Source organism: Aquabacterium sp. (assembly GCF_004297345.1).
Lineage (GTDB): Bacteria > Pseudomonadota > Gammaproteobacteria > Burkholderiales > Burkholderiaceae_C > Aquabacterium.
Genome location: NZ_SCTN01000099.1, coordinates 1 through 16,027, shown reverse-complemented (window position 1 = coordinate 16,027; position 16,027 = coordinate 1). Strand labels below are relative to the sequence as shown.

Below are 16,027 nucleotides of genomic sequence, written 5' to 3'. Positions count from 1 at the left end.
CGGCCTCGTCGGGGTTCACGTGCTGGTCTTTCATGAACCAGCGTGGTTCATAGGCGCCGATGGGCAACAAGGCCATGTCAAAGCCGCCGCCTGATTCAGGTGTCTGCTCGCGTGCAAAGTGCTGGCGAATATCAACAAAGTCTTTCGAGTAGGCCGTGTCGCCGGCAAAGAAAAGATGGCAGTCGGGCGACATCACCGCAAAGCCGCCCCACAGGCTGCGCAAAGCGTCTGTGGCCGTGCGGGCAGACCAATGTTGCGATGGCGTCAAGGTCACGGGGATACGCGCCGAGCGTTCTGTGGCGGGCAGCACATGCGTGTCCCACCAATCCAGCTCGATCACATGGTGGATGCCGCGCTGTGCAAACCAATGCTTGTGCCCCAGCGGTGTGATGAAAAGCGGGCTGCCCCCGGTTTGTTTTGACAAGGCCAGCAAGGAGCCTTCGTCCATATGGTCGTAGTGGTTGTGCGAGAGCAGCACCACATCGATGTGCGGCAGTTGAGCCAGCGACAAACCCGGCGGCGTCTGGCGTTTGGGGCCCGCCCATTGCACAGGAAAGCAGCGGTCGGAAAAAACCGGGTCCGTGAGAATGTTGAGTCCGCCTATCTGCGCCAGCACGGTGATGTGACCGATCCAGGTCACGGCAGGCTGCATGCTCAAACCCGCTTTGGCATTGGCGCCGATGAAGTTCAGATCAGGCGCGACAACAGGGATGGGCGTGGCGATCGGTCGAGGGTGTCCAGCCCGCCAGGCCTGCCAGCGCCAGCGCAGGATCTCGTGCCAGCGCTTGCCTCTGAACGAGATGTAGTTGTTCTGGAAGCCATCGGGCCGGTGGTGTTTCTTGGCGGGGTTGTAGTAGCGGTTTTTCATGTCCGTTGCTTCAGCCTGGTCATGGTCGGTCTGCACGCAAAGAAAAGCCCCGAGAGGCGCTAAGCCTGTCGGGGCCGGGTGTTCAACTCAACGCAGAGTCAAACCACATCCTCATCAAGCCACGCTGACGGGGATCTTGCCGATCTTGGCCTGCCAGGTCTTGGGCCCTTCAATGTGGGCGCTGGTGCCGCCACTGTCCACAGCCACGGTCACCGGCATGTCGACCACGTCGAACTCATAGATGGCTTCCATGCCCAGGTCGGCAAAGCCCACCACCTTGGCAGCCTTGATGGCCTTGGACACCAGGTAGGCCGAGCCGCCCACGGCCATCAGGTAAGCCGACTTGTGCTTCTTGATCGCTTCAATGGCAGCGGGGCCACGCTCGGCCTTGCCCACCATGGAGATCAGTCCGGTCTGGGCCAGCATCATCTCGGTGAAGCTGTCCATGCGGGTGGCGGTGGTGGGGCCTGCCGGGCCAACCACTTCATCACGCACGGGGTCCACAGGGCCCACGTAGTAGATGACGCGGTTGGTGAAGTCCACGGGCAGCTTCTCACCCTTGGCCAGCATGTCCTGGATGCGCTTGTGAGCTGCATCGCGGCCGGTCAGCATCTTGCCGTTGAGCAGCAGGGTGTCGCCCGGCTTCCAGCTGGCCACTTCTTCCTTGGTCAGTGTGTTCAGATCCACGCGCTTGGACTTGTTGTAGTCAGGCGCCCAGTGCACGTTGGGCCACAGGTCCAGGCTGGGAGGATCCAGGTAGACAGGGCCGGAGCCATCCATCACGAAGTGGGCGTGGCGGGTGGCCGCGCAGTTCGGGATCATGGCAATCGGCTTGGAAGCCGCGTGCGTGGGGTAGGTCTTGATCTTGACGTCCAGCACGGTGGTCAGGCCACCCAGGCCTTGCGCGCCAATGCCCAGGGCGTTGACCTTCTCGTATAGCTCGATGCGCAGCTCTTCCAGCTTGTTCTGGGGGCCGCGCGCCAGCAGTTCGTACATGTCGATGTCGTCCATCAACGATTCCTTGGCCAGCAGGGCCGCCTTCTCGGCCGTGCCACCCACACCGATGCCCAGCATGCCTGGCGGGCACCAGCCAGCACCCATCGTGGGCACCGTCTTGAGCACCCAGTCCACGATGTTGTCGGACGGGTTGAGCATGTAGAGCTTGGACTTGTTCTCGGAGCCGCCGCCCTTGGCTGCCACGGTCACGTCCACCGTATCGCCCGGGATCAGTTCCATGAAAACCACGGCGGGCGTGTTGTCCTTGGTGTTCTTGCGCTCGAAGATCGGATCGAAGAGCACCGAGGCGCGCAGCTTGTTGTCAGGGTTGTTGTAGCCCTTGCGCACACCGTCATCGACGGCTTCCTGGATGCTGCGGGCGCCGAAGCCTTCCCACTTCACGCCCATGCCGATCTTCAGGAACACGTTGACGATGCCGGTGTCCTGGCAGATGGGGCGCTTGCCTTCGGCACACATGCGGCTGTTGGTCAGGATCTGCGCGATGGCGTCCTTGGCAGCCGGGCTCTCTTCGCGCTCGTAAGCACGGGCCAGGTGGGCGATGTAGTCAGCGGGGTGGTAGTAGCTGATGTATTGCAGCGCGGCTGCGACACTTTCAACGAGGTCATCGTAGCGAATGGTCGTCATGGCAGTGGCCTTTTTGGGGCGGGGAGGTGAAACGGGAAAACCGACATTGTGCCAAGGACCGGCGTACTTGGCGCGCCGGTGACCTGTCGATCAATGTTTCTCGTGCGATTCGCCCGCGGGGTGCAGGATGCGGTCTGTCATGGCAATGGCCATGGCCGACAGCAGGAAGGCGATGTGGATGGCGGTTTGCGCGATCAGGGCCTTGTCCGAGTAGTTCTCGGCGTTGATGAAGGTCTTGAGCAGGTGGATGGACGAGATCCCGATGATGGCTGTGCCCAGCTTGACCTTGAGCACCGAGGCATTGACGTGGTCCAGCCACTCCGGTTGGTCGGGATGACCATCCAGGTTCATGCGCGACACGAAAGTCTCGTAGCCGCCCACGATCACCATGATGAGCAGATTGGAGATCATCACCACGTCGATCAAGCCCAGCACGACCAGCATGATGGTGGTTTCGGTCAGATGATCCGGGATCGTGCTGCCGTGCTGGCCCGAGGCCTCGAATATGAGCTTGAGCGCCTCCTGGTTGCCCGTGGCGGCTTCCACCAAGTGCACTAACTCCCCCCAGAAGTGATAAACGTAAACCACCTGGGCCAATATCAATCCTAGATACAGGGGTAGTTGCAGCCACCTGCTTGCAAAAATAAATGATGCTATCTGGCTTGTTTTTGGTGATTTGTGATCGTTGCTCATTGATATCTGATTGGTGCTGCCGCTTTCTTCATTTTAAATGGATGCAGCTTGCTGGTGGCGTGCGCACAAGCGCAAAGCCCTGTCAACCAGGCGGGTGATCGGGGTTGGTGCCTGGGAATGTGACAATTTTCCGTAAGCCATGACGGTTTGTACTGGCAATGCGTGCAATTCAATCCCGGGCCATTCAAAATGAATATGAGATTCGTTGGCCAGGTGCCATATTCGATATTCGCTTTTTCAGGAAACGTCATCTTGCCCGCAGTACAGCACGCCACCGTCAACGTTCATTATCTGGATCACGTGATGACCGTGGCCGAAGAGCGGCAGGTTGAAGCCACGGAAGATATTTATTCCGAAAATGGCATGAAACTGGTTGCCAAGGGTTATGCCATCAACAGGTCCATGCGCGACAGGCTGATCGAGCACAAGCTGATCAAGCCCCTGGAAGACTGCATGGCCGTGTCCGATGGCGTCACAGGCAGGCGTTGCGCCGAGACCGCCGAGCGCATGCTGGACACCTATCCCGTCTTGCGAGCCATCTGTACCTCGGGGTCGCGCGTCAGCCTGGTCAAACTCATGGAAGACAGCACCTTTGCCGGGCGCTTGCAGACCTTGCTGACTGTCTACACCGAACACCAGGCGGGCAAGCTCGATCATGCCGTGTGCGTAGCCCTTTTGGCGCTCAGCCTGGCGCAGCGCATGCTGCCTGGCGAAAACGATGTGCTCGGCGTGTTGCTGGTGGCGTCGCTCAGTCACGACGTGGGTGAGTTGTACATCGATCCCAAGTATTTGCAGACAGATGCGCAACTGGGCCCCAAGGAGTGGCGGCATATCGCTGCGCACCCGGTCATTGCGCACGGCCTGATGAAGGATCTGGCAGGGCTGGCCAAACCAGCCAGCGCCTTGATCCTGGACCATCATGAGCGACTGGATGGCTTTGGCTATCCACAAGGCCGCAGGTCTGGCGAGGTGCCTGAAAGCGCTCAGATTCTGGCTGTAGCCGAGATGCTGGGCGGCATGCTGGACAAGGGTGGCGGCCTGCTTCAGCAGGCCGAGGTGGCAGTGAAGCTCATCCATGGCGAATTCAGCCGCCCGGTGATCGACGCGGTCAGCAAAACTTTTCGCGAGTGCCGTGACGTGGATGCCGCGACAGAAAGCGAAGCGCTTCGCGATGCCCTGACGCGCTCGCACGAGTTGGGCGAGCGACTGGGGCGCATCATGCACGTGCAGGGCGAATTCAAGCCCCTGTTTGACCGAGCCAGCCCTCCATTCAAGGGCTTGTGGACGCATGCGCAGGAGCGCTTCGAGAGCATCTGCCGGGCCTGGTCCAGCACGGGGCTGGACGTGCAACCCGATGGTGCCTGGCTGCAACACGAAGCCCCCACCATGCAACGTGAGGTGGCCATCATCCTCAAAGAGATCAATTGGCGACTGGGCGAGCTGGAGCGCGAGTTGCATGCCCGCGTCATCCGCCATGCAGCAGGTGATTTGCCCGTGCTTGAGCGCTATCTCAAAGAAGTGCGGGCCGCTACAGGCCTGGCCGAGGCGATAGCAGCTTGATGGCTGCAGCGGCCATCACAGGGCCAGCATGATCGCGACATATGTCGCACGACTTGAGAAAATCTGACGGGTATCAGTTTCTGTCCTGCTTTGTGGCCTGGGGATAGTCCTTAGTAACAAGCCGTTCGGATGGGCGCATGGTGGCGAGTTGGCAAGGTTTGTTTGCAACCCAGGCAAACTTGACCAATTGAAACCGCAGCGCCACAAGCGTTGCCAGCTGGAGATCACAAATATGACTGGCCCGACCGAAAATACAACTCAGAGCAAGCAATATCCCGTCCCAGACGCTTTTGCCCGTACCGCCCACGTAGGCAGCCGGGCAGCGTATGACAAGTTGTGCGCCGATGCACAAAACGACTACGAAGGCTACTGGGCCTCACTGGCCAGGCAGTTCGTGTCCTGGCACAAGCCCTTCACCAAATCACTGGACGAGTCCAACGCGCCGTTCTTCAAGTGGTTCGAAGATGGTGAACTGAACGCTTCCTACAACTGCCTGGATCGCAATATTGACGCGGGCCTGGGTGACAAGACGGCCATCATCTTCGAAGCCGACGATGGTCAGGTCACGCACTACAGCTACAAGGCTTTGCTGGCGCGCGTGTCCAAGCTGGCCAACGCGCTCAAGGCTCAAGGCGTGAAGAAGGGGGACCGCGTCGTCCTGTACTTGCCCATGTCGGTTGAAGGTGTCGTGGCCATGCAGGCCTGCGCCCGTATCGGTGCCACGCACTCCGTGGTGTTTGGCGGCTTTTCTGCGCAGAGCTTGCGCGACCGTATTGAAGACGCCGGCGCCGTGCTGGTGATCACCGCTGACGAGCAACTGCGCGGTGGCAAAGCCCTGCCTTTGAAAGCCATCGTTGACGAGGCGCTCACCCTGGGCGGATGCGACAGCGTGCGCCAGGTCATCGTGTGGCAGCGTACCGGCGGCAATGTGCCCATGGTGGCTGGCCGCGATGTGTACCTCGATGAGGTGATGGCTGCGCAGTCCGACGTGTGCCCACCCGAGTGGGTTTCTGCCGAGCATCCCTTGTTCCTGCTGTACACGTCCGGCTCGACCGGCAAGCCCAAAGGCGTGCAGCACAGCACGGGCGGCTATCTGCTGCATGCGGCCGTGACCACCAAGTGGACCTTCGACCTCAAGCCTGACGATGTGTTCTGGTGTACGGCCGACATCGGCTGGGTGACGGGCCATACCTATGTGGCCTACGGCCCTCTGGCGGTCGGTGGAACGCAAGTCGTATTCGAGGGCGTGCCCACCTATCCGGACGCCGCGCGTTTCTGGCGCATGATCCAGGCCCACAAGGTCTCAATCTTCTATACGGCACCCACGGCCATTCGTGCCTTGATCAAGGCAGCCGAGTCCAACGAGGCCGTGCACCCGCGCAACTTCGATCTGAGCAGCCTGCGCTTGCTGGGCACGGTGGGCGAGCCCATCAACCCTGCCGCCTGGGAGTGGTACCACCGCGAAATCGGTGGCGGCCGTTGCCCCATCGTTGATACCTTCTGGCAGACCGAAACGGGTGGTCACATGATCACGCCGTTGCCTGGTGCCCATGCGCTCACACCGGGTTCGTGCACCTTGCCCTTCCCAGGCATTGATGCCGCTGTGGTCGATGAAACCGGCAAGGAAGTGCCATGGGGACAAGGTGGTGTGTTGGTGGTGCGCAAGCCCTGGCCATCAATGATTCGCAACATCTGGGGCGACTCCGAGCGCTTCAAGAAGAGCTACTACCCCGCTGATTTCAACGGCAAGTATTACCTCGCCGGTGACGGTGCCATCCGTGACGAGCACACGGGCTACTTCACCATCACGGGCCGTATCGACGACGTGTTGAACGTGTCCGGCCACCGCATGGGCACGATGGAAATCGAATCCGCGCTGGTGTCTCATCCCCTGGTGGCCGAGGCCGCCGTGGTGGGCCGTCCGGATGATCTGACGGGTGAGGCCATCTGTGCCTTCGTTGTGCTCAAGCGGCCACGTCCCACAGGCGAGGAAGCCAAGCAACTGGCCAACGAGTTGCGCAACCACGTGGGCCATGAAATCGGCCCGATTGCCAAGCCCAAGGACATCCGCTTCGGTGACAACCTGCCCAAGACCCGCTCCGGCAAGATCATGCGGCGCCTGCTGCGTGTGGTGGCCAAGGGCGAGACCGTGACGCAAGATACCAGTACGCTGGAAAACCCCGCGATTCTCGATCAGCTTGCTCAGAGCAATTGAAAACTCTGATTTTCAGATAATCAATTGAAATAAAAACCCGGTGTCATATGGCACCGGGTTTTTTTATTCTGCTGGTGGAAACCCCAGGCATGAATATGTGTAATAAGTCCGACAACTAAGCATTCACCCTCATTACATTTGATAACAACCCCCCCTAGATTGAGGGGTGAGCATGTCACAAGCGTGCTCACTTTTTGCAATGACGAGGAGCTAACACCATGGCAAGCAGCGTTTCCCATGCGCCCATGACAGCTGAGGAGAAGAAGGTCATCTTCGCTTCCAGCCTAGGCACAGTTTTCGAGTGGTACGACTTTTATCTCTACGGCTCATTGGCGGCCATCATCGCCAAGCAATTCTTTGCAGGGCTGGATCCCACTTCGGCTTTCATTTTTGCGCTGCTGGCTTTTGCTGCCGGCTTCATCGTGCGCCCCTTCGGCGCCCTCGTCTTCGGGCGTCTGGGTGACATGATTGGCCGCAAATACACCTTCCTGGTCACCATCCTGATCATGGGTATGTCCACGTTCATCGTGGGTGTGCTGCCCAACTACGCGAAGATCGGTGCCGCCGCGCCGATCATCTTGATCGGCCTGCGTCTACTGCAAGGTCTGGCGCTTGGTGGCGAATACGGTGGTGCGGCAACTTATGTGGCCGAACACGCGCCACATGGTCGTCGCGGCGCCTACACCGCCTGGATCCAGACCACCGCCACGATGGGCCTGTTCCTGTCGCTGCTGGTGATCCTGGGTGTGCGCACGGCCATCGGCGAAGAAGCCTTTGCAGACTGGGGTTGGCGGATTCCGTTCATCGTGTCGATCGCACTGCTGGGCGTCAGCGTGTGGATCCGCATGAGCATGAACGAAAGCCCTGCCTTCAAGAAGATGAAGGAGGAAGGCAAGACCTCCAAGGCGCCGCTGTCCGAGTCCTTCGGCCAATGGGGCAACCTGAAGATCGTGATTCTGGCCTTGGTTGGTCTGGTCGCTGGTCAGGCTGTGGTCTGGTACACCGGTCAGTTCTACGCGCTGTTCTTCCTGACGCAGGCGCTGAAGGTAGATGGCGCAACCGCCAACATCCTGGTGGCCATCGGCCTGTTGATTGGCACGCCATTTTTCGTGGTCTTCGGTTCGCTGTCGGACAAGATCGGTCGCAAGCCCATCATCCTGGGTGGCTGCCTGATTGCTGCGGTGACCTACTTCCCGCTGTTCAAGGCGCTGACTGAGGCTGCGAACCCGGATCTGGCTCGTGCTCAGGCTTCTGCGCCGGTGACCCTGGTGGCAGACAACAACGAGTGTTCGTTCCAGTTCAATCCGACCGGTACGGCCAAGTTCACCAGTTCCTGCGATATCGCCAAGCAGTTGCTGGCCAGCAGCTCGGTGAACTACGAGAACGTTGCTGGCGCTGCAGGCTCCACTGCCGTGATCAAGGTTGGTGAGACGGTGATCAACAGCTACTCGCCCACCAAGGTCACTGAAGCTGACGTGCCTGCGGCCAAGGAGGCTGCTACCAAGGCCAAGGAATCCGCCATGAAGAAGGTGGATGACATGAAGGCTGCGGGCGTCTCGGGCAAGGAGGCCGAAGACAAGCTCAAGGATGCCGAAAAGGCCTTGAAGGACGCTTCTGCCAACCTGGCTGCCTTCGACAAGGATGGCAAGGCTGCCGCTACCAAGATCATCGAAGGCCAGTTCAAGAAGGCAGTGGGTACGGCACTCAAGACGGCGGGTTATCCAGCCAAAGCTGATCCTGCCAAGCTGAACAAGCCTGTGATCGTTGCGATCCTGGCGCTGTTGGTCATCTATGTGACCATGGTGTACGGCCCGATTGCTGCCATGCTGGTGGAAATGTTCCCGACCCGCATCCGCTATACCTCGATGAGCTTGCCTTATCACATCGGTAACGGCTGGTTCGGTGGCTTGCTGCCCACCACGGCGTTCGCCATCGTGGCGCAGACAGGTAACATTTACAACGGTCTGTGGTATCCGATCATCGTGGCCAGCATCACCTTCGTGGTCGGTTTGCTGTTCGTTCGTGAAACCAAGGATGTCGATATCTACGCTGGCGACTGAGACTGACTCAAGCCAGCGGTCGGCAGGTGCCACAAGCACCGGTCGGCCTTGAATGAAAAAGCCCCGCATATCGCGGGGCTTTTTCATGGACGGGACCTGGCTTACTTCAGCGACAGGATCCAGCTCACCAATTGCTTGGCTTCAGCTTCATTGACCTGCGTGTTGGCAGGCATGGGCACTTCGCCCCAGGAACCCTTGCCGCCCTTCATGACCTTCTCGACCAGTTTGGCTTCGATGCCTTTCTGGCCCTTGTACTTCTTGGCCACATCCTTGTAGGCAGGGCCGACAACCTTGTTGTCAACCTGGTGGCAGGCGAGGCAGGCCTTTTTCTGGGCCAGTTCCAGGTTGGCCATGGCAGGGGCGCCAACGGCAGCCAGTGTGGCGGCAACCAGGAGTGAGGGCAGGAGTTTCATGGGGGTCCTTCCGCAGTGGGTGTGAATTACAGTTGAGGGTGTTTTTATAAACGTTCAGGCCATGCCTGTGCGTTGACATGGCCTTCTTTTTTCATTCGGTCCAGTCCTAAAGGGCAGCAATCATGTGGTTTGTGGCAATCGGCGTCATGGTGCAGATCCTGAATCTGGCAGGTATCGGGCCGGTTGGGGCGTGGACTTGGAAGGAGCAGTGGTGGATCATGTTGGCGCCCTTTGTGCTGGCCATCCTGTGGTGGGCGTGGGCCGACTGGTCGGGTCTGACGCAGCGCAAGGCCATGAAGAAGGTTGACGATAAGCGAGAAGCGCGCCGCCAGAAGGCGCTCGATGCATTGGGTTTGCAAAGCCCCAAGAAAGGTAAGCGCTGAGCGCTGCCTGTTAGGCGGCCGACCGGGGGACGGGATAAAATCGCCGTCTTTGGAAAACAAGCCCCCCGGAGCCGCTTCATGCCTCAGTATCGTTCCCGTACCTCCACCGCCGGTCGCAATATGGCTGGTGCTCGTGCCCTGTGGCGTGCCACCGGCATGAAGGACGGCGATTTCGAGAAGCCGATCATCGCGATCGCCAACAGCTTCACCCAGTTTGTGCCCGGCCACGTGCACCTGAAGGATCTGGGCCAGCTGGTAGCCCGTGAAATCGAAGCTGCGGGCGGTGTGGCCAAGGAATTCAACACCATCGCCGTGGATGACGGTATCGCCATGGGCCACGGCGGCATGCTGTATTCGCTGCCTTCGCGTGACCTGATCGCCGACAGTGTCGAGTACATGTGCAATGCCCATACGGCTGACGCGCTGGTGTGCATCTCCAACTGCGACAAGATCACCCCGGGCATGCTGATGGCTGCCCTGCGCCTGAACATCCCCGTGATCTTCGTGTCCGGTGGCCCGATGGAGGCCGGCAAGGTCAAGCTCGAAGGCAAGGTCATCTCGCTGGACCTGGTCGATGCCATGGTCAAGGCCGCTGACAAGAGCTGTTCCGATGAAGAAGTGGCTCAGGTCGAGCGTTCGGCTTGCCCGACCTGCGGTTCGTGCTCTGGCATGTTCACCGCCAACTCCATGAACTGCCTGACCGAGGCCCTGGGCCTGTCCCTGCCAGGTAACGGTACCACGCTGGCTACGCACGCCGACCGCGAGAAGCTGTTCCGCCAGGCTGGCCGCACCATCGTGGCCCTGGCCAAGCGCTACTACGAGCAAGACGACGAATCCGCGCTGCCGCGCAACATTGCCAACTTCAAGGCTTTCGAGAACGCCATCAGCCTGGACGTGGCCATGGGCGGCTCGACCAATACCGTGCTGCACTTGCTGGCAGCCGCCAAGGAAGCCGGCGTGGACTTCACCATGCAGGATATCGACCGCATCTCGCGTCGTGTGCCTTGCCTGAGCAAGGTGGCGCCAGCCGTACCTGACGTTCACATCGAAGACGTGCACCGTGCCGGCGGCATCATGTCCATCCTGGGCGAGTTGGCCCGTGGCGGCCTGTTGCATACCGATCTGCCCACCGTGCACAGCAAGACCATGGCCGATGCCATCGCCCAGTGGGACGTGACCGTCTCCAAGGACGAATCCGTGCATGAGTTCTTCAAGGCAGCGCCTGGTGGCGTGCCCACGCAAGTGGCTTTCTCGCAAGACAGCCGCTGGAAGGCGCTGGACCTGGACCGCGCCAAGGGCGTGATCCGCAGCAAGGAAAACGCCTTCACCGCTGACGGCGGCTTGGCTGTGCTCTACGGCAACATCGCCGAGAAGGGCTGCATCGTCAAGACAGCTGGTGTGGACGAGTCCATCTGGAAGTTCACCGGCAAGGCCCGTGTGTTCGAAAGCCAGGAAGATGCCGTGGACGGTATCCTGGGCGAAGTGGTACAGGCTGGTGACGTGGTCATCATCCGCTACGAAGGCCCCAAGGGCGGCCCTGGCATGCAGGAAATGCTGTACCCCACCTCCTACCTGAAGAGCCGCGGCCTGGGCAAGCAGTGCGCCTTGCTGACGGATGGTCGCTTCTCGGGTGGTACATCCGGCTTGTCCATCGGCCACGCTTCGCCTGAAGCGGCGCAGGGCGGTGCCATCGCGCTGGTGGAAGATGGCGACACCATCGAGATCGACATCCCGAACCGCAAGATCCACTTGGCCGTGAGCCCTGAGACGCTGGCCAAGCGCCGCGAAGACATGGAAGCGCGTGGCGTGCATGCCTGGAAGCCCGCCAAGCGCGAGCGCTATGTGTCCGCAGCGCTGCAGGCTTATGCCTTGCTGACCACCTCGGCTGACACTGGCGCTGTGCGCGATCTGTCGCAGATCAAGCGCTGATGGCGCTGGCCGGCAAGCGAGCGGGCTTCATGCCCGTTGGTCTGGCCCGAACATGACAAGGCCCGCTGATGCGGGCCTTTTTTCATGCGGCATTGCCTGATGGGCGAATCAGATCAGCTTGAAGCACAGCAGCGCCACGATCGTTGGTGGCAACGCCGCCAGCAACAAACCCCCAGCATGGATCGCCTGATCTGCGAACTTGCTCTTGAGAATGGCCGCACCTGCCGGATTGGGCGCATTGGCAATGATGGTCAATCCGCCACCCGTGACGGCACCCGCCACCAGGGCGTACTTGAACTCGTCGCTCAAACCCTGCACCAGTGAGCCCAGGTAGGTCAGCGCGGCGTTGTCCGTGATGGCGGTCAGGGCTGTGGCGCCGAAGAACACGGCGTTGGCATCCATCTTCAGCAGCAAGGGTTCCAGCCACCATTGCTGCTGGCCGCCCAGTACGACCAGTCCCGCCAGGAAGAAGGCCACCAGCAAACCTTCACGCAAGATCAGGGGCGATTGGTAGCGCTCATATGCGGCTGTGAACCCCAGAAAGAGCATGAACAGGCCAAGGAAGACAGATGGGTGGTGGGCGAACACCACGATGCCCGCAAGAAACAGCAAGTGGATGAGCGTGATGGCCAAGGGCGGCTGTGCTTCGGTGCTTTGCGCCAATGGTGGCAGGGCCTTCAGTTCGCGGCCGAACAGCAAGACGAGCCCGATGGCATTGATGCACACCGCCAAGGCAGCCTTGTCGCCAAAGTGCAGGAACATGAAGGCCAGATCCCAGCCCCAGGCGCTTGCCACCATGAGCACGGGCGGGGCAGCGTAAGGTGTGAGCGTGCCGCCAATCGACACATTGACGAAGAGCACGCCCAGCACGGCGTACTTCAATTTGTTGGAGATGGACTGGCTGTAAAGCCCATCGCGCAAGAGCAGGGCGGCCAGCGTCATGGCCGCAGGCTCGGTGATGAAGGAGCCCATCAGGGGGACAAGGGTCAGTGTCACCAGGGTGAAGGACAAGCCAGGTGCCAGCGGCAGCGCCCGGGCAATCAGGCGTGTGAGCATGCCTGCCGCTTGCAATATGGGTTTGCTGGCGGCCGCCACCATGATGGCGAAGACGAACAGCGGTTCGGTGAAGTTGCGCGTGTCCAGGTAATGCGTGGCCGCGGTCTTGCCCTCCGTCAGGAACATGGCCGCCATCAGCACGGCAGCCCAGATGCCGAAGACCACTTCGACTTCACCCAACAGGTGCCACAGGCCGGCATGAGCGGGACGCGAGTGCGCCAGCTTCTCGAAAAATTTGGTCGAGAAGGTGTGCAGCACAGCCACCGCAAACAGGCTGGCGCCAATGATCTGGATGTTCGTGGGGTTCATGGCTTGATCCTAGCAGCCCAACATATCTTCACAGTTCGCGCAGGCATGTGGATGGCCACATCGGTTATCGTTCGCGCCATGCTGATTCATCCCCAATTTGATCCCGTTGCCGTGTCGCTGGGCCCACTGAAGGTGCACTGGTATGGCCTGACTTATCTGGCAGCCTTCGTAGGTGCCTATCTGCTGGCCACGTACCGAGCCAGGCAAGCGCCCTTTGCGGAGCGCGGCTGGACGCGCCAGCATGTGGAAGACCTGCTGTTTTTCTCCATGCTGGGTGTGGTGTTGGGCGGTCGCCTGGGTTACGTGCTGTTCTACAAGCCGTCTTACTACCTGGCACACCCCATCGAGGTTTTCTATGTGTGGCAGGGCGGCATGGCCTTTCACGGTGGCTTGTTGGGTGTGATCACCGCCATGGCCGTGTTTGCAAGGCAACAAGGCCGACATTTCTTTGAAGTGGCCGATCTGGTGGCCCCGTGCGTACCCATTGGCCTGGCGGCAGGCCGTATTGGCAACTTCATCAATGGCGAGTTGTGGGGCAGGGCCGCTGACCCCAGCCTGCCGTGGGCCATGGTGTTTCCAGAGTCCGGCAGCGACGTGGCGCGCCACCCCTCGCAGCTCTACCAGTTTGGCCTGGAGGGCATGCTGCTCTTTGTGCTGTTGTGGCTGTATGCGCGCAAGCCCCGCCAGCAAGGTGCTGTGGCCGGTATGTTCATGTTTGGCTATGGCCTGTTCCGTTTCGTGGCTGAATACTTCCGGGAGCCTGACAGCTTCCTGGGCCTGCTCGCACTCAATATGAGCATGGGCCAGTGGCTGTGCGTGCCCATGATCGTGTTAGGTGCACTTTTCTGGGGAATGGCCAAAAAAGACGCCTTCCAGGCGTGAACCTGGAAGGCGTTAAGAGGTCGGTGGAGTTTTCGCGGACCCACTGACCCCCGCTGAGGAAGACCGCCTGGCTCTGGCGATTCAAGCGGTCATCAGTTCTCTTGCAAGGGGTGTGCCAGCTGTGTTGTGCCGACCTCTGTTTGCTCCTCGGTACTGGTGTTGATACCGGTTTTCTGGTGACGGGGGCTCAGGCCGCTTTCTTGTCCGCCACGCCGTGGCGGGTGTACAGGAAGTCCAGCACAGCCTTGCGGCAGTGGATGTAGGTAGCGTCCTCGGCCAGTTCGACGCGATTGCGGGGGCGGGCCAGGGGCACATCCAGAATCTCTCCAATCGTGGCGGCTGGTCCGTTGGTCATCATCACGATGCGGTCTGACAGCAGCACGGCCTCGTCCACATCATGTGTCACCATGACCACGGTCGATTTGGTGCGTGCCACGATCTTGAGCAACTCGTCTTGCAGGTGGGCGCGGGTCAGGGCGTCCAGGGCGCCGAAGGGCTCGTCCAGCAGCAGCACCTTGGGCTCCATGGCCAGGGCACGGGCAATGCCCACGCGTTGCTTCATGCCGCCGGAGATCTCATTGGGGCGCTTTTGCGTGGCGTGCGCCATGTTGACCAGCTCCAGCGCTTCTTGCGTGCGCTTCTTGAGTTGTTCCTTGTTCTCCTTGGCACCGAACACGCGTTCCACAGCCAGGTAGACGTTTTCGAAGCAGGTCAGCCAGGGCAGCAGCGAGTGGTTCTGGAACACCATGGCGCGCTCGGGGCCGGGGCCGCCGATTTCCTTGTTGTCGCAGATCAGGCCGCCGCTGGTGGGCATGAGCAGGCCGGCGATCAGGTTGAGCAAGGTGGACTTGCCGCAACCCGAGTGGCCGATCAGGGCGATGAACTCACCCTTTTCGATGCTGAGGTTGATGTCGCGCAGGGCATGAAACTGGCCCTTCTTGGTGTTGAATACCATTTCGGCGCGGCTGATGTCGATGAAGTGGGACATGCGTAACTCCTGAGATGGTGAGAAGGCTTATTCGAAGCTGAAGCGCTTGGCCACAGCCACCAGGGCGTTTTCGAGCAGCAGGCCAACGATGCCGATCACGAAGATGGCGATCAGGATGTGGTGCACGTTCAGGTTGTTCCACTCGTCCCAGACCCAAAAGCCGATGCCCACGCCGCCGGTCAGCATTTCAGCGGCCACGATCACCAGCCAGGCTGTGCCCACCGACAGGCGCACGCCGGTCAGCATGTAGGGCAGCACGGAGGGGAAGAGGATCTTCTTGACGATGGTCCACTCGCTCAGGTTGAGCACCTTGGCCACATTGAGGTAGTCCTCGGGCACGCGCTGCACGCCCACGGCTGTGTTGATGATCATCGGCCAGATCGAGCAGATGAAGATCGTCCAGATGGCGGCAGGGTCAGCCGACTTGAACACCAGCAGGCCGATGGGCAGCCAGGCCAGTGGCGACACGGGGCGCAGCAGGCTGATGATGGGATTGAGCATGGCGCTGGCAATCGTCGAGCGACCGATCAGGAAGCCCAGAGGAATGCCAACCACCGCAGCCAGACCGAAGCCCATGGCCACACGCTTGAGCGAGAACAGGATGTTCCAGCCGATGCCCTGGTCATTGGGGCCGTTGCTGTAGAACGGATCCGAGAAGAGCTTGACGGCTTCCTGCCAGGTCGCCAGGGGCGTGGGGAAGGTTGTGCTCTTCATCGTCAGCAAAGCCCAGATGGCCACGAGCAGGGCGATGCCGGCCAGTGGCGCGAGGGTCTTGAGTGCCAGGCCAGCCCAGTCCATCAGAATCTTGGGTTTGGTGGCGGGGGCGGGCGCTGGCCCTGTGGAGGCTGGGGCTACTGCAGTGGAAGTCATGGGATTCGATGTGGGCTTGCCGGCTGCCTTGTCTGCGCGCAGGGCGTCGCTGGCATCCGAGGGGCTGTGAAAGACGGCGCTGACCATGTGTGACTCCTTCTATGGGGTCTGAGGGGTGTGAGCGAAGCGCAGGGCCTGCCCGATTCGGTGTGTCTGCAAA

General features: G+C 60.5%; 13 protein-coding genes. 6 read left to right on the top strand and 7 right to left on the bottom strand.

Translation table 11 applies throughout. The annotated features are described in order from the left end of the window. From EPO09_RS02940 to EPO09_RS02930, 3 genes are all read right to left on the bottom strand, one after another. Positions 1–868: MBL fold metallo-hydrolase (locus EPO09_RS02940; protein WP_290639983.1), on the bottom strand; the 868-nt coding region annotated here is incomplete at its 3' end. 114 nt (positions 869–982) lie between these two features. Beyond that, positions 983–2,509, bottom strand: a complete 1,527-nt coding sequence (locus EPO09_RS02935) for a fumarate hydratase (RefSeq protein ID WP_290639981.1) — start codon at positions 2,507–2,509, stop codon at positions 983–985. 90 nt (positions 2,510–2,599) lie between these two features. Next, entirely contained in the window at positions 2,600–3,202 is a 603-nt protein-coding gene (locus EPO09_RS02930) for a YqhA family protein (RefSeq protein WP_290639979.1), read from the bottom strand. Positions 3,203–3,454: 252 nt separating this feature from the next. On the opposite strand from EPO09_RS02930, the gene EPO09_RS02925 reads away from it, so the two are divergent. The 3 genes from EPO09_RS02925 to EPO09_RS02915 all read left to right on the top strand — a co-directional run bounded on the left by EPO09_RS02925 (position 3,455) and on the right by EPO09_RS02915 (position 9,037). After that, the gene (locus EPO09_RS02925) at positions 3,455–4,762 is read left to right on the top strand and encodes an HD domain-containing phosphohydrolase (protein WP_290639977.1); all 1,308 of its coding nucleotides are present in this window, start codon (positions 3,455–3,457) and stop codon (positions 4,760–4,762) included. Positions 4,763–4,994: 232 nt separating this feature from the next. Further along, complete coding sequence (acs, locus tag EPO09_RS02920; protein WP_290639976.1) at positions 4,995–6,977, top strand: acetate--CoA ligase; 1,983 nt, start codon at positions 4,995–4,997, stop codon at positions 6,975–6,977. A gap of 218 nt (positions 6,978–7,195) precedes the next feature. Next, entirely contained in the window at positions 7,196–9,037 is a 1,842-nt protein-coding gene (locus tag EPO09_RS02915; protein WP_290639974.1) for an MFS transporter, read from the top strand. Positions 9,038–9,138: 101 nt separating this feature from the next. On the opposite strand, the gene EPO09_RS02910 is transcribed toward EPO09_RS02915, so the two are convergent. Next, on the bottom strand, positions 9,139–9,450 hold the full coding sequence (locus tag EPO09_RS02910) for a c-type cytochrome (RefSeq protein WP_290639972.1): 312 nt from the start codon (positions 9,448–9,450) through the stop codon (positions 9,139–9,141). A 122-nt stretch (positions 9,451–9,572) separates the two neighbouring features. Between EPO09_RS02910 and EPO09_RS02905 the strand changes: the two genes are divergently transcribed. Both EPO09_RS02905 and ilvD read left to right on the top strand, forming a co-directional pair. Further along, on the top strand, positions 9,573–9,833 hold the full coding sequence (locus EPO09_RS02905; RefSeq protein ID WP_290639971.1) for a TIGR04438 family Trp-rich protein: 261 nt from the start codon (positions 9,573–9,575) through the stop codon (positions 9,831–9,833). A 78-nt stretch (positions 9,834–9,911) separates the two neighbouring features. After that, on the top strand, positions 9,912–11,762 hold the full coding sequence (ilvD, locus tag EPO09_RS02900; RefSeq protein ID WP_290639969.1) for a dihydroxy-acid dehydratase: 1,851 nt from the start codon (positions 9,912–9,914) through the stop codon (positions 11,760–11,762). 108 nt (positions 11,763–11,870) lie between these two features. On the opposite strand, the gene EPO09_RS02895 is transcribed toward ilvD, so the two are convergent. Further along, the gene (locus EPO09_RS02895; RefSeq protein WP_290639967.1) at positions 11,871–13,127 is read right to left on the bottom strand and encodes a putative Na+/H+ antiporter; all 1,257 of its coding nucleotides are present in this window, start codon (positions 13,125–13,127) and stop codon (positions 11,871–11,873) included. A 78-nt stretch (positions 13,128–13,205) separates the two neighbouring features. On the opposite strand from EPO09_RS02895, the gene lgt reads away from it, so the two are divergent. After that, positions 13,206–14,009, top strand: coding sequence for a prolipoprotein diacylglyceryl transferase (gene lgt / locus EPO09_RS02890; RefSeq protein WP_290639965.1), 804 nt, complete (start codon positions 13,206–13,208; stop codon positions 14,007–14,009). 187 nt (positions 14,010–14,196) lie between these two features. Here lgt and EPO09_RS02885 read toward each other — a convergent pair whose 3' ends face one another. Further along, entirely contained in the window at positions 14,197–14,997 is an 801-nt protein-coding gene (locus tag EPO09_RS02885; protein WP_290639963.1) for an ABC transporter ATP-binding protein, read from the bottom strand. Positions 14,998–15,024: 27 nt separating this feature from the next. Beyond that, complete coding sequence (ntrB, locus tag EPO09_RS02880) at positions 15,025–15,954, bottom strand: nitrate ABC transporter permease (protein ID WP_290639961.1); 930 nt, start codon at positions 15,952–15,954, stop codon at positions 15,025–15,027. Positions 15,955–16,027 lie beyond the last annotated feature (73 nt).

Excerpts from the sequence above, each read along its gene's own strand:
- EPO09_RS02930 (WP_290639979.1), bottom strand. The coding sequence starts at position 3,202 with ATGAGCAACGATCACAAATCACCAAAAACAAGCCAGATAGCATCATTT.
- lgt (WP_290639965.1), top strand. The coding sequence starts at position 13,206 with ATGCTGATTCATCCCCAATTTGATCCCGTTGCCGTGTCGCTGGGCCCA.
- EPO09_RS02910 (WP_290639972.1), bottom strand. The coding sequence starts at position 9,450 with ATGAAACTCCTGCCCTCACTCCTGGTTGCCGCCACACTGGCTGCCGTT.
- EPO09_RS02895 (WP_290639967.1), bottom strand. The coding sequence starts at position 13,127 with ATGAACCCCACGAACATCCAGATCATTGGCGCCAGCCTGTTTGCGGTG.
- EPO09_RS02905 (WP_290639971.1), top strand. The coding sequence starts at position 9,573 with ATGTGGTTTGTGGCAATCGGCGTCATGGTGCAGATCCTGAATCTGGCA.
- EPO09_RS02935 (WP_290639981.1), bottom strand. The coding sequence starts at position 2,509 with ATGACGACCATTCGCTACGATGACCTCGTTGAAAGTGTCGCAGCCGCG.
- ilvD (WP_290639969.1), top strand. The coding sequence starts at position 9,912 with ATGCCTCAGTATCGTTCCCGTACCTCCACCGCCGGTCGCAATATGGCT.
- ntrB (WP_290639961.1), bottom strand. The coding sequence starts at position 15,954 with ATGGTCAGCGCCGTCTTTCACAGCCCCTCGGATGCCAGCGACGCCCTG.
- EPO09_RS02885 (WP_290639963.1), bottom strand. The coding sequence starts at position 14,997 with ATGTCCCACTTCATCGACATCAGCCGCGCCGAAATGGTATTCAACACC.
- EPO09_RS02915 (WP_290639974.1), top strand. The coding sequence starts at position 7,196 with ATGGCAAGCAGCGTTTCCCATGCGCCCATGACAGCTGAGGAGAAGAAG.
- acs (WP_290639976.1), top strand. The coding sequence starts at position 4,995 with ATGACTGGCCCGACCGAAAATACAACTCAGAGCAAGCAATATCCCGTC.